General features: G+C 29.5%; 14 protein-coding genes. 13 read left to right on the top strand and 1 reads right to left on the bottom strand.

Features of this window, described 5'->3' with window-relative positions:
• Position 1: 1 nt before the first annotated feature.
• The 10 genes from xseB to INR60_RS04630 all read left to right on the top strand — a co-directional run bounded on the left by xseB (position 2) and on the right by INR60_RS04630 (position 10,440).
• Positions 2–223, top strand: coding sequence for an exodeoxyribonuclease VII small subunit (gene xseB, locus INR60_RS04585; protein ID WP_194190297.1), 222 nt, complete (start codon positions 2–4; stop codon positions 221–223).
• Entirely contained in the window at positions 213–1,082 is an 870-nt protein-coding gene (locus INR60_RS04590) for a farnesyl diphosphate synthase (protein ID WP_194190969.1), read from the top strand. Before xseB ends, INR60_RS04590 begins: the two co-directional genes overlap by 11 nt.
• Positions 1,083–1,097: 15 nt before the next feature.
• Positions 1,098–2,957: a 1-deoxy-D-xylulose-5-phosphate synthase gene (dxs, locus tag INR60_RS04595; RefSeq protein ID WP_194190298.1), complete on the top strand. Its 1,860-nt coding sequence runs from the start codon at positions 1,098–1,100 to the stop codon at positions 2,955–2,957.
• Positions 2,958–2,968: 11 nt separating this feature from the next.
• Positions 2,969–3,778 carry a TlyA family RNA methyltransferase gene (locus INR60_RS04600; RefSeq protein WP_194190299.1) on the top strand — a complete coding sequence of 270 codons (810 nt, stop codon included), beginning with the start codon at positions 2,969–2,971 and terminating at the stop codon, positions 3,776–3,778.
• Positions 3,779–3,789: 11 nt separating this feature from the next.
• The gene (locus tag INR60_RS04605) at positions 3,790–4,614 is read left to right on the top strand and encodes an NAD(+)/NADH kinase (RefSeq protein ID WP_194190300.1); all 825 of its coding nucleotides are present in this window, start codon (positions 3,790–3,792) and stop codon (positions 4,612–4,614) included.
• A 13-nt stretch (positions 4,615–4,627) separates the two neighbouring features.
• Positions 4,628–5,080: an arginine repressor gene (locus INR60_RS04610; protein WP_194190301.1), complete on the top strand. Its 453-nt coding sequence runs from the start codon at positions 4,628–4,630 to the stop codon at positions 5,078–5,080.
• A gap of 12 nt (positions 5,081–5,092) precedes the next feature.
• The gene (gene recN / locus INR60_RS04615) at positions 5,093–6,796 is read left to right on the top strand and encodes a DNA repair protein RecN (RefSeq protein WP_194190302.1); all 1,704 of its coding nucleotides are present in this window, start codon (positions 5,093–5,095) and stop codon (positions 6,794–6,796) included.
• A gap of 147 nt (positions 6,797–6,943) precedes the next feature.
• A complete protein-coding gene (gene spoIVB, locus INR60_RS04620; RefSeq protein WP_194190303.1) occupies positions 6,944–8,128 on the top strand; it encodes a SpoIVB peptidase in 1,185 nt (394 codons plus the stop codon).
• Positions 8,129–8,446: 318 nt separating this feature from the next.
• Positions 8,447–9,265: a sporulation transcription factor Spo0A gene (spo0A, locus tag INR60_RS04625; RefSeq protein WP_194190304.1), complete on the top strand. Its 819-nt coding sequence runs from the start codon at positions 8,447–8,449 to the stop codon at positions 9,263–9,265.
• A gap of 143 nt (positions 9,266–9,408) precedes the next feature.
• Positions 9,409–10,440 carry a tyrosine-type recombinase/integrase gene (locus INR60_RS04630; RefSeq protein WP_238480390.1) on the top strand — a complete coding sequence of 344 codons (1,032 nt, stop codon included), beginning with the start codon at positions 9,409–9,411 and terminating at the stop codon, positions 10,438–10,440.
• 1,025 nt (positions 10,441–11,465) lie between these two features.
• Here INR60_RS04630 and INR60_RS04635 read toward each other — a convergent pair.
• On the bottom strand, positions 11,466–11,621 hold the full coding sequence (locus INR60_RS04635) for a DNA-binding protein (protein ID WP_194190305.1): 156 nt from the start codon (positions 11,619–11,621) through the stop codon (positions 11,466–11,468).
• A 528-nt stretch (positions 11,622–12,149) separates the two neighbouring features.
• Here INR60_RS04635 and INR60_RS04640 point away from each other — a divergent pair.
• From INR60_RS04640 to INR60_RS04650, 3 genes are read left to right on the top strand one after another with little or no spacing between them, the layout of a single operon-like run.
• A complete protein-coding gene (locus INR60_RS04640) occupies positions 12,150–12,293 on the top strand; it encodes a plasmid mobilization protein (protein WP_194190306.1) in 144 nt (47 codons plus the stop codon).
• A gap of 1 nt (position 12,294) precedes the next feature.
• Positions 12,295–12,672: a hypothetical protein gene (locus tag INR60_RS04645; protein ID WP_194190307.1), complete on the top strand. Its 378-nt coding sequence runs from the start codon at positions 12,295–12,297 to the stop codon at positions 12,670–12,672.
• Positions 12,669–13,553 carry a helix-turn-helix domain-containing protein gene (locus tag INR60_RS04650; protein ID WP_194190308.1) on the top strand — a complete coding sequence of 295 codons (885 nt, stop codon included), beginning with the start codon at positions 12,669–12,671 and terminating at the stop codon, positions 13,551–13,553. The genes INR60_RS04645 and INR60_RS04650 overlap by 4 nt, the downstream gene beginning before the upstream one ends.
• Positions 13,554–13,643 lie beyond the last annotated feature (90 nt).

Consider the following 13,643-nt stretch of genomic DNA (forward strand, 5'->3'; position numbering starts at 1 on the left):
AATGGCTAAAAAAGTTAGTTATGAGGACATGTATAAAGAATTAAATGAAATAATTGATAATTTAGATAACAATAAATTATCTCTAGAAAATTCTATGAAAGAATATGAAAAGGGAATTAAACTTATAAATAAATTAAATAAAACATTAAGCGTATATGAAGGAAAGTTATCTATAGTAAGAGATAATGAAGAAGTGGAGTTAGGTGAAAATGGTGAAAATTAATTATTTAAAGCTAGAAATAGATAAATATTTAAAAAATTACTTTACAGACAAAGAAGGCTTTAATGATATTATATATAAGGCACAAGATTATAGCTTAAATATTGGTGGTAAACGTGTTAGACCAATATTATTACTTCTTGTTTATAACTCTTATATGAACGAATATAAAAATGCAATGAAAATGGCATCAGCTGTAGAAATGATTCATACTTACTCATTAATTCATGATGATTTACCTTGTATGGATGATGATGATTTAAGAAGAGGGAAACCTACAAACCATAAAGTTTATGGTGAAAACATAGCCGTTTTAGCAGGTGATGCACTTTTAAATGAAGCTATGGTTAATATGTTTGAATCAGCAATTGAGCATGGTAAAGAGCATTTAGTGGCTGGAAGTATTATATCTAAAGCAGCAGGTGCAGATGGGATGATTGGTGGTCAAATTGTAGATATAATAAGTGAAGGTAAAGCTATTCCTATAGAAGAACTTAATTATATGCATTTGAAAAAGACAGCTGAACTTATTAGAGCATCAATATTAGCTGGTGCAGTTATGGGGAAGGCTCCTGAAAAAGATTTGAAAAAACTAAGTGATTTCGGATATAATCTTGGTTTGGCATTTCAAATTAAAGATGATATATTAGACGTAATTGGTAATGAAAAGAAATTAGGAAAAAAAACTGGTGCGGATTCTGAGAAAGATAAGAGTAATTTTATTACCTTTTATGGATTAGATAAATGTAAAACTCTTTGTAATAATTTAACTTTAGAATGTTTAGAATTAATCAATTCTTTATCGGTAAACTGCGATGAGTTAAAAGAGTTAACAAAGTTATTATTAAATAGAGAATATTAAAGAGGGTTGGGATATATGAAAAAGTTAATAGAAGAGATTAAAACTCCCAATGATGTTAAGAATCTTAATCTAAATGAATTGGAAAATTTATCTTGTCAAATAAGGAATTTTTTAATAGAGTCAATTTCTAAAACAGGTGGGCATTTAGCATCTAATCTTGGAGTTGTTGAACTTACATTAAGTATATTCAATCAATTTGATTTAGAAAAAGATAAAATAGTTTGGGATGTAGGACATCAAACATATGTCCATAAAATATTAACAGGTAGATTAAATCAGTTTGATAATTTAAGAATGCATAATGGAATGAGTGGATTCCCAAAAAGGCAAAAGAGTAAGTATGATTCTTTTGATACTGGACATAGTAGCACAAGTATATCTGCAGCGCTCGGAATGGCAAGGGCAAGAGATATAAAAGGAGAAGATAATGAAATAGTAGCTATTATTGGTGATGGAGCTTTAACAGGTGGAATGGCATTAGAGGCTTTAAATGATGTTGGTTATAACAAGACCAAAATGATTATTGTTATAAATGATAATCAAATGTCTATTTCAGACAATGTAGGAGGGTTATCGTCATATTTAAATAATTTAAGGATGGAACCTAAGTACAATAAATTAAAAGAAGACGTAAATCATAAATTAAATGAATCTAAAGTTGGTAAAAATATTGCTGGAAAACTATCTAGAGTTAAGGATAGTATTAAGCAATTAGTTGTTCCATCTATGCTTTTTGAGGATATGGGACTCAAATACTTAGGCCCAATTGATGGGCATAATATTGCTGCTATGAATGAGGTTTTTAGGAAAGCTAAAATGATTAATGGCCCTGTTATTATACATACAATAACTAAAAAAGGAAAAGGATATGATTTGGCTGAGGCTAGCCCTTGTAAGTATCATGGAATTTCACCTTTTGATGCAGAAAGCGGTAAAATAATAGGGAAATCTTCTAAAAGTTATTCTAAGGCATTTGGAGATGCAATGGTAGAACTTTCTAAGAAGGATAAAGATATAGTTGCAATAACAGCAGCTATGCCTGATGGTACAGGGTTGAACGAGTATTCAAGGCTTTTCCCTAATAATTTTTTTGATGTAGGAATTGCGGAAGAACATGCAGTAACACTTGCAGCAGGGATGGCCTGTGGAGGGTTAAAACCGGTATTTGCTGTTTATTCAACCTTTTTACAAAGGGGGTTTGATCAAATCTTACATGATGTATGCATCCAAAACTTACCAGTTGTATTTGCAATTGATAGAGCAGGTTTAGTTGGTGAAGATGGGGAAACACATCAAGGAATATTTGATTTATCATACCTATCTATAATACCTAATATGACTATAATAGCGCCGAAATGTTTAGATGAAGTTAAAATACTTTTAGAGTACGCACTTCAAAAGAACTCACCAGTTGCTATTAGATATCCAAGAGGTGGAGATGTAATTAAAGGGTTAAGACCTTTAACAAAAATAAAAGACGGGAAATGGGAAGTTGTAGAATCGGGTGGGGATAGCAAAGTTGCAATTATTTCTGTAGGAAAGATGACACAACATTCACTATTAGCGGTAGACATCTTAAAAGAATTAGGCGTTGATGTTATGGTTGTAAATGCAACATTTGTAAAACCACTTGATGATACTTTACTTAAAAAATTAAGTGATGAAAGATATAAAATTATAACTATTGAAGATAATATTTTACGAGGTGGATTTGGATCTAGCGTTTTGGAAAAATTAAACGAGTACGATTTTAAAGGAAAGTTTAAGGCGTTAGGGTATGAAAAATTTATTGAACAAGGAAATGTTAATATTTTATATAAAGAAGAATGCCTTGATGCAGAAGGTATCAAAAACGAAGTATTAAAGATGATTTAAAGGAGTTTGAAATGGCTGAAAAAAAGGAAAGACTTGATATACTATTGGTAGATAAAGGAATTATAGAGTCGAGAGAAAAGGCTAAAACAAGTATAATGGCAGGACTTGTTTTTATTGATGGACAAAGAGTAGATAAACCAGGTGCTAAGGTAAATATTGATTCTGAAATTGAGTTTAAAGGAAAAAAGTTAAAATATGTAAGTAGAGGTGGGCTAAAGCTTGAAAAAGCGCTTAAAGAGTTTCCTTTAACATTAGAAGGAAAAGTATGTATGGATATCGGTGCTTCAACAGGTGGTTTCACTGATTGTATGCTTCAAAACGGAGCAAAAAAAGTATTTTCAGTAGATGTTGGTTATGGACAATTTGCTTGGAAATTAAGAACTGATGAACGTGTCGTATGCATGGAAAGAACTAATATAAGGTATGTTACTCCAGAAGATATAGGTGAGAAAATTGATTTTGCGTCAATAGATGTTTCATTTATTTCATTAAAAACTATTATGCCAGCTACAATTAATCTACTAGGTAATGAAGGTGAAGTAGTAGCGTTAATTAAACCACAGTTTGAAGCGGGAAAAGGAAAAGTTGGTAAAAAAGGTGTAGTTAGAGAACTAAGCATTCATAAGGAAGTAGTATATGGCATTGTTGATTTTTTATTAGAAAATAATTTGAATATTATAAATCTTAGTTTTTCACCAATTAAAGGTCCAGAAGGGAATATTGAGTACTTAGTTTACTTTACTAAAGATTTAAACAAAGAAACTAATTTCAAAAGAGAAGATGTAGAAGAAATAGTAAATGCATCGCATAATGATATCTAAGAGAGGAAGATATGAGAAAAATAGGGGTTGCGGTTAATCCGTACAAAGATAAAGATGGTAATATAACGAATATGGTTGTAGCTAAGATAAAATACTATTTTGTTGATTCTGATGTAGTGGTTTTAGATGCTTTAAATTTGAATATTGAGAATTTATGTTTAGATTTAGTTGTTACTTTAGGTGGAGATGGAACTCTTTTAGGTGTCGCTAGAAATATTTCTAAAATTACTAATGCACCAATACTTGGGATAAATATTGGAAATTTAGGATTTTTAAGTAGTGTAGATATTGATGATATAGATTATGCATTAGAAAATCTAAAAAATAAAGATTATAAAGTAGAAAGTAGAATGATGCTTCAATCAAAAATAGGTAGTTTGGATTATAAATTAACAGCGTTAAATGATGTTGTTATTACAAAAGGAACTTTATCAAGAATGGCTAAATTTAAAATTAATATCGATGGTAAATATTACACAGAATTTAAAGGCGATGGACTTATAGTTGCAACTCCAACAGGGTCAACAGCCTATTCTTTTTCAGCTGGAGGGCCTTTTATTTATCCTAATTTAGATGTAATATTGTTAACGCCTATATGTCCTCATCAAAGGAGTATGCAGACAATTGTACTAAATGGGTACAGTGAAGTTGAAGTCATTTCAGATTATGATGAGTCTGGAGAAGGTGTATATTTATCAGTAGATGGTCAAGAAGTTTACAACGTTGAAAAAATGGATATAATTAAGGTAGAAAGAGCTAAAGAAGAATTTAAAATTATTCAATTTAATAATTACGATTATTTTCAAGTGTTGAGAAAGAAAATACTAAATAATTAAGAGGGTGGTACATTTGAAATCAAAAAGACATGATAAAATACTAGAAATAATAAAATTAAAAGATATAGAAACTCAAGAGGATTTAGCAGATGCGTTAAGAAATGAAGGGTTTGATGTAACGCAAGCTACTGTTTCTAGAGATATAAAAAATTTAAGGTTAATAAAAATGCAAGCGGCAAATGGTAAATATAAATATGCAGTACCAACTAATGAGTCTAGTAAACTTACAGATAAATTGGAAAATATCCTAGCTAATGCAGTTACACATGTAGAAAATATAGACAAAATGGTTGTTGTTAAAACTTTTACAGGTGGTGCATCAGCTGCAGCAGAAGCAATAGACAGTTTAGGATTTGAAGATATTGCGGGAACGGTTGCAGGAGATAATACCATTTTTATACTTGTAAGAACTACAGAGAGCGTAGAAATAATTGTACAGAGAATTAAAAGTAGAATAAACGGTTAATAGGTGAAAAAAATGTTATTACAGTTATCAATTAAGAATTTTGCATTAATTGAAGAAGTTTCATTTGATTTAGATAAAGGATTTAATATTTTATCAGGTGAGACTGGAGCGGGAAAATCAATATTAATAGATGCCATTGACTATGTCCTTGGAGGAAAATTTTCCAAAGATCTAATTCGTACAGGAGAAGAAAGAACAGCAGTAGAAGCTATATTTCAAATAGATAGTATTAACCTAAAGGATGTACTCGATGTTTATGGAATAGAATATGAGGATACACTTATTATTAGAAGAGAGACTCTTTTAAGTGGTAAAAGTATCGTTAAAGTAAATGGAAAAGCTTTGATAGTGTCTCAATTAAAAAAAATTGGGGAAAAGTTATTAGATATACATGGTCAACATCAAAATGGAGCACTATTAGATAGGGCAACTCATATAAATTACTTAGATGATTATATCGGGGAAGATATTAAAGTAATTTTAAAAAAATTTAAATTTGAAATGGATAAATACTCTTCAATTAAAACAGAAATAGATAAGCTAAAGAAATCTGTAGATAGTGAAAAAATGATTGACTACATAAAGTTTCAACTTGAAGATATAGATAAAGCAAATCTTAAATTAGGTGAAGAAGAAGATTTGAAATTGCAATATGAATTATTGAGTAATTCTGAAAAAATAAATAAATCACTTAATATGAGTTATGATTTACTAAATGGAACTAGTAGTTCAGAGAATGTTTTATCAGCTCTATCAAAAATTATAAGTGAATTAAATACAATAGATATACATCATTCAGATATAAAAGACAAGCGAAACATAATTGAAGAAGCTTTTTACAATATAGAAGAGGCAACTAGGGACATTAGAAGCATAGCTGACAGTATTCAATACGATGAAGGGTTATTAGCTGATATTAATGAACGTCTATTTGCTATAAATTCTTATAAGAAGAAGTATGGTGGTTCAGTTGAGGCTGTTTTAGAAACTTATAAAAATTTAAAAAAACAATATGATGATGTGACTAACTCTGAAGAAATATTGAATAGTTTAAATGAAAAACTTGAAAATACTCTTGGTAAGATGAAAACCATTGGTGATAAATTAACAAAAATCAGACTGAAAAATAAAGGTGAACTAGAAAAGAGAATATTAAGTGAGTTAGCATACGTTGGATTAGATAAATCACAAATGATAATTAAAGTTGAAAAGACAAATTCTTTTAATGAGAATGGATTTGACAATGTAACATTTATGATTTCAACAAACCAAGGTGAGCCAGTAAAATCATTAGAAAAAGTTTTATCAGGTGGTGAACTTTCGAGAATAATGCTTGCTTTTAAGTGCGTATTCGCTGATAAAGATAGAATACCAACTCTAATTTTTGATGAAATTGATACTGGTATAAGTGGTCAGGTTGGGCAAAGTGTAGGTGAGAAGATGTATCAAGTTTCAATTAATCACCAAGTTCTGTGTATCACACATTTACCTCAGATAGCAATCCTTTCTGATAATCATTATTTTGTCTCAAAGAACGTGAAAAATGGTAAGACATTTACTAATATTAGGCTTTTAAATGAAAAAGAAAAAATACTTCAAGTTGCTTCTATGTTAGGTGGAGACAATCCAACCGAAACAACAATTAACAATGTAGAAGAGATGCTTTTAAAAGCTAAATCTAAAAAAAATCAAATAAAATCAAATATAGGTACATAAAGTATCAAAATAAGGAAAAAATAAAACTATCTTAAAGTGGTTTTATTTTTTTTTATTATAAAAAATTGTCTTTTATAGAAAAGGTTTAAGAGGATATGAAATTCTAGTTGAGGGAAAAGTAAAGATAGAGGCAAAGGAGGAGACAATATGATCAAGAGATATGTTAAAAGGATTAGTTTAGTTGTAACTTTAATTTTAGTAGTATTATTGCCATCAATCTTTACAGTAAAAGACCTACCAGACAAGATATATATTTCTGATTCAATTTGTGCTAAAAGTGTTTTCAAAGACTTGAGTCCATTAAACAAAATAACTTATACAAAAGATTCTTTAGATATCAAGTTTATGGGACTAATAAATTTAAAATCAGTACAATTAAAAAAGTATGAAAATTTAAAAATAATACCTGGTGGAGATAGTGTAGGAGTTAAAATAGCATCGGATGGAGTACTAGTAGTTGGCTTTTCAAAATTAACTTGCAATGGTAATGAATTAGACAGTACAGCGAAAAAATCCGGTATTGAAGTTGGTGATAGAATCATAGAAGTGGATAATAAAAGTGTAGTTAATTGTAATCAATTGTCTCAAAAAATATTAGAATCTAAAAATAAAGTTTTAAATGTAAAAATCATTAGAGATGGTGATTTATTAACAAAAAAAATAGAAGTGATTAAAGAAAAATCTGAAAATAAAATTGGACTTTGGGTAAGAGATTCAACAGCAGGTGTTGGAACAATGACATTCATAGATAAAAATAGTAAAAACTTTGGAGCATTAGGTCATCCAATCACAGATTCTGATACAAATAAACTTTTTAATATTAAAGATGGAGATTTATATGATTCAGCAATAATAAGTTTAAGAAAAGGTGAAAAAGGTAATCCCGGCGAATTGAAGGGTATATTTACAAATGAAGATACACCTCTAGGAGAAATCAAAAAAAATACTACAAGTGGAATTTTTGGCAATCTGGAGAACGGACATAAATTTAACAAAAACAAAGAACTTCAAGTTGGTTTCAGAGATGAAGTAAAAGAGGGTAAAGCAAAAATCATAACAACAATAGACGAAAAAGGCCCAAAAGAATACGAAATAGAAATAATAAAAAAGTTAGAACAACAGGAAGCTGGACCAAAAAGTATGATAATAAAGATTACAGATGAAAAACTATTAAAAGAAACAGGAGGTATTATCCAAGGGATGAGCGGAAGTCCAATAATACAAGATAATAAAATTATTGGAGCAGTGACTCACGTACTTATAAATAAACCCGACGTAGGTTATGGAATATACATAGAATGGATGCTTCAGGATGCAGGTGTTATTAATTAGGGATTTTATCCCTAATTAATTTTTTTATCATTTAAAAGATAAAAATGGAAAATATTCACACAAAAGCTATAGACTAAATCACATTTATGGTGTATAATTTACAAATAGTGGAAGATAATTAAGTTTTAATATTTATTGGTACAGCATTTAGCAAATATTAATTTATTTATTCCTTAATAACAAAATAAATAAATTTAAAAGAAGGATTTAAAGTTTAAGTGTCGAATAAATAGAATAGACTTTAAAACCTATTTTTAACCTATATTCAAGGATAAATGAATTGATTATATAAATTAAGTGGATAAAGGGGAGAACAAAATGGAAGATTCAAAAATATCAGTACTTATAGCAGATGATAATAAAGAATTTTGTAGTATTCTTAATGATTACTTATTAAATCAAAAAGATATAGTAGTTACAGGAATAGCACAAGATGGAAGAGAGGCATTGGAATTAATTCAAAGCAAAAAACCAGATTTAGTGGTATTAGACATAATAATGCCTCACTTAGACGGATTAGGGGTTTTAGAAAAATTAAATGGCCTAAACATAGATAAAATGCCTAGAGTAATAATTTTATCAGCAGTTGGACAAGATAAAATAACTCAAAAAGCAATCACATTAGGTGCAGATTATTATGTAGTAAAACCTTTTGATATGGATATATTTACAAAAAGAATCAGAGAAATGTTCCAAACATCAACTGATTTAAATCAGTCAATAAAAAGAACTTCTCAAGTAAGTGAACTTTTATCGACAAATACTAGTTCAGTTAATGAACCGGTAGATTTAGAAACTGAAATAACAACTATAATTCACGAAATTGGTGTTCCAGCACATATAAAAGGATATATGTATTTAAGAGAAGCAATTACAATGGTTGTTAATGATATGGAATTATTATCTGCCGTTACAAAGGAATTATACCCTTCAATAGCTAAAAAATACAATACTACAGCTTCAAGAGTTGAAAGGGCAATTAGGCATGCAATAGAAGTTGCTTGGGGAAGAGGTCAAATAGATGCTATTAATAAGCTATTTGGATATACTATTCACAATGATAAAGGCAAGCCTACTAATTCAGAATTTATAGCAATTATTGCTGATAAATTAAGACTTAAGAATAAAGTATCTTAATAGGTTGTAAAGTTAGAAAAATACAGGATTATAGCGATTGGTAAAAAGTTACCAGTTATATTAAAAAGCCTACAAACTATTTTTCATGCCTACAAACTAGTTGTTAGACATATGTGAAAACACTTCAATTCGCAATTACAGAAATGTATTTGACGAAAGGAGTGTTTTTTGTTATGGCAAATTTATTAAAAAGTAAAAAAGACTTAGAATTTTACTTGGAAGATTTCATGGAGTATTGTTCTTTAAAAGAATTAAGTAGGAAAACTATCAATAGTTATGAGTCAACTTTGATGTTGTTTTTTAAGTATCTAAAAGAGGAACATATGGTGGCTAATGTAACTGAGGTAACTTTTGAGCATATTGGTGATTATCTAAAGTTTACAAAAGAAAGAGGTAAGTATTCATATGTATCAGATGATAAAACTGTAGCTTATAATCATCCAGATTCAAGAAAGGATTTTGGAAAACCAATCAGTGATGCTACAATTAATAACTACATTAGAAATATGAAAGTATTTTTCAATTATTGTTTAGACAAGAGATATATTAAGAAATCGCCAATGGAAAAAGTTAAATTTGTTAAAGCTAAAAGAAAAATGAAAGAGGAGATTTCGGATTTAGAATTTAAAGCTCTTATTAAAGCAATTAATGTTACCATATATAGTGAATATAGAGATTATACGATTATACAACTTATTTTTGACACTGGGATGAGGTTATCAGAAACATTAAATTTAAAGTTAGAAGACATTGATATTGAAAGAAGAACTATTTTGATTCCTGCTGAAATAAACAAAGGTAAAAAAGATAGATATGTATTCTTTAGTAATACAATGTCAACCATCCTTAAAAAATGGTTACAATATAAGGATAGATATTGTACAAGTGAATGGTTATTTCCAACAAAAAAAGGTACTATCATAACAGCAAGCAATTTTGAGAGAAACTTTAGACAATATAGAGAAAGAGCAGGCATAATTAAGAATATAACACCACATGGCCTACGCAATAATTTTGCTAAAAGATTTTTATTAAGTGGTGGAGATATATTTATGCTTTCTAAAATATTAGGTCATAGTAGTGTTACTGTTACAGAACAAGCATATTTAGATGTTACAATGACGGATATACGAAAATCATATCAAAGATACTCACCTTTAGAAAATATGAAATAAAAACTATGTAAATTATTGTATATATATTTAAAGTTATGTTATCATATTAGTAAGTCAAGTGTTATATTGATACGTGGCTTATGGTTTGTTAATAAAGATTAAAGTAGCTTAACTTTGCGAGTGTGGGCTACTTTTTTTTATGTAAAAAAATAGTGATTTCTAACAAAAAAGCTTCACGTAAATGAAAAATGACATTACTTATACTTAAGCTTACCCTTAGGATAGCTCGTAGGAACATAGTTATAACAATGGGGGCACTTTTGTAGCATAAGTTGGGCTGGCGGCGTTATAATATCTTTTTTTACAGATTCATGAATATATTACATAAGCTTCTGAGATGCACTGTATCATGAGGTAGATTATTTATAGTAACTTTTCTTTATTACAGTCTTAATAGAGTAACTAGCTTTGTGTGAGGCTGTTATAGATAATATTCATATAATAACTTACACTTGATATTAATAGCTATTAAAAACCTGCAATAACTTTCAACAAGGGAAAGTAGGATTCAGGTTTTCGTATACAGATAGTATAATGCAACCATTTATGAATATTATTGTAGAGAGATAACTTCACCCTGGGCTAGAGGAGCATGGGTATGCTCCGACACATTCATAGTAACTATACCTGAGTAGAAAGAATGGAGGTGGGCTCCATTCGCCAGGCAGTCATATAAGACTGGTATTTATATCAGTTACTATCATATACAGAAACTAACCAGTACAGTCTAAATTTTCATCATGTATGACTGCTCCTAGAGAGCAAAGGAATCATGAATGAAAATCAAAAGCTTTCTTTTAAATAATAACTTATATTCATTTTAATATAGTATCTAGCAAATTTTATATTTGCTAATACTATATATACATATAGTTAGTAGGCCATTTTGACCTATGGCTAATTGTAATAAGCAAAGCCGCTACAGCTATTGAAAAGACTAGCTTTTAGCCATGTGCCAAATGCTATAGCCATGGGCCAAAAATGGATATAAGAAATGGATATAAAAAAGACTGATCCTCTAGTGATCAGTCTTTTTTCTTGTCTGCATATTCTCTCATTACCAAAGTTATTAATGAGTTTAATGTAAGTCCTTTTTTCTTAGCAAGCTGTTCTAGCTCAGCTTTAAATTCCTTCTCTAGGGTTAACGGATATCTTGTTTTACTATCTTTAATTGCTCCCATTTGTATTCGCTCCTTAAATGATTATCTACTTATAATATACCATAGCTGATATCAAAAAGATATCACTTTTTCATTGACAAGCTGATATCAACTTGATATCATATATTTATAGGAAACATATTCCTGAAAAAAGTTTTATTATTTTCAAGAATTAGGAGTCTATTTTTTATAGGCCACGTATTATATAATATAAGGTTTCAAAAAAGAAGTCGGAAATGGAAGGAGCCCGAGGGTATAGGAGTGCGCCGACTGATTGAAAGGATAGTTATTACAGCACAAGTAAATGAATAAGTACTGACTTAAGGAACACAGAGAAAGCTGAATAGCAGGAAACGGATAAGTAGGTGGAACAGGAATTAAAAGAAGACATAATGACTATTAAGTACGAAATTTGAAAAAAGTTTTTATATGAAATGTGTAAGAATACAACAGAAAGCAGTAATGATAGAGTGTAGAACAAATTAAAGTAAATTTTTTTATAACCAACGTGGCCACTGAGCCAACAAAAAAGAAAAGGAGCAATTAAGAATGAAAGATGTATTTGTAAAAATGAGAGCAACTAAGGATGAGAGAGAACAAGTATCAAAATTAGCTAATAAAAAGGGAATGACAGTAAGTGAATACTTAAGACATTTAATAATGAAAGACCAGTTGAGTGTGGAGGCTAAATAGAATGATTGAAATAGATTTTGCAACTTATAACAAGATACTATTTGAAGCAACACCTCATGCATTAGCAGTTTATATGTATGCATTAAGCAAAGTTGAAGATGTGGACATAGTTGTTTTAAATAAATCTGAAATGAGAAGAAATACGTACTTGAGTGCAGCAACACAAAATAGAGCATTAAAGGCGTTAAATGAACTTGGATTATTAGAACCAGTTGCCGATGAGAGGTTTGAAAATCACTACTTCGTTTATAGAGAACCAACAACAGAAGAGATAAGGCAATTAGAACAAGAAATCATAGAAGAAACTAGTTCAAGTAATAGAGGGAAAGGAGCTAAGATAATAGATATAGCTTCACTAAAAAGGAGTAACAGACGATGAGTAAAGCAAGAGTAATAAACATGAACAATGCAAAGATAAAAAAGAGATTGATAGAGAAAAAGAACTTTATAATGATAGATAATGATTTTAGAAGAGAAATAGTTAAGAGTTGCGGTGCATCTGCTCTAGTAGTTTATTTAGAACTTGAAAGTAGATTAAATACAAAGACAGGGTTATGTTGCCCGGCTATATTAGAAATATCAAACTCAACAGGCCTAGGAGAAAGAACCGTTAAGAGAGCATTAAAACAATTAAAGGAAGCAAGGTTCCTAGACTGGGTATCTGTTAAATCTAAAAATAATGCATTTAAAAATAATGAATACTTCTTTATGTATCCATCGATTACAAGTTCACAAGTTGAGGTAGAAGAAGTAAATGAAACTGTAGAAGAAATAAAGCCAGTAGAAACTGTGCAACAGCATATGCAAAAGGTTGGGCCAGTTATGAGCGCTAAGCTTAATGCAGAATTATTAAGAAAAATGCCACCACCAATGACACCTAAAATAAAAGAAATGATTAGCAAAAAAGAAGAGCCAAAGGTAGAGCAACTTAATGAAAATAGAGCAATTACTAAGGAAGAAGAAGTTAAACTAATTAGCAGACTTATTAAAAAGATTAACGATATAGAACCAGATACTATAAGCCAAAGTAAAATACAACAAATAAAATCATATGTTAAAAATGAGAATGGATATGTAGCAGAAGCTAAGAAACTTAATGATAAAATACAATCACTGGCTATAATTTCGTATTATGATTGGGAAGAAGATAGGCACGTAAAGCAAATAAGAAAAGGCTGTGAAAAAGTATTTCAAATTGATTTAGATAAGAACACTATTATAACAGTAGAAACAGAAATAAGAAAAAAAGCTATTGCATAGCAACAACTTCCTTATCAATGATATTAAATTAATCTAGCAAATTAATTATACCATTGATAAGGGAAAAAATAAAGACTAAAGCATAAAAAA

The organism is Clostridium chrysemydis (genome assembly GCF_015234215.1).
Classification (GTDB): Bacteria; Bacillota; Clostridia; order Clostridiales; family Clostridiaceae; genus Clostridium; species Clostridium chrysemydis.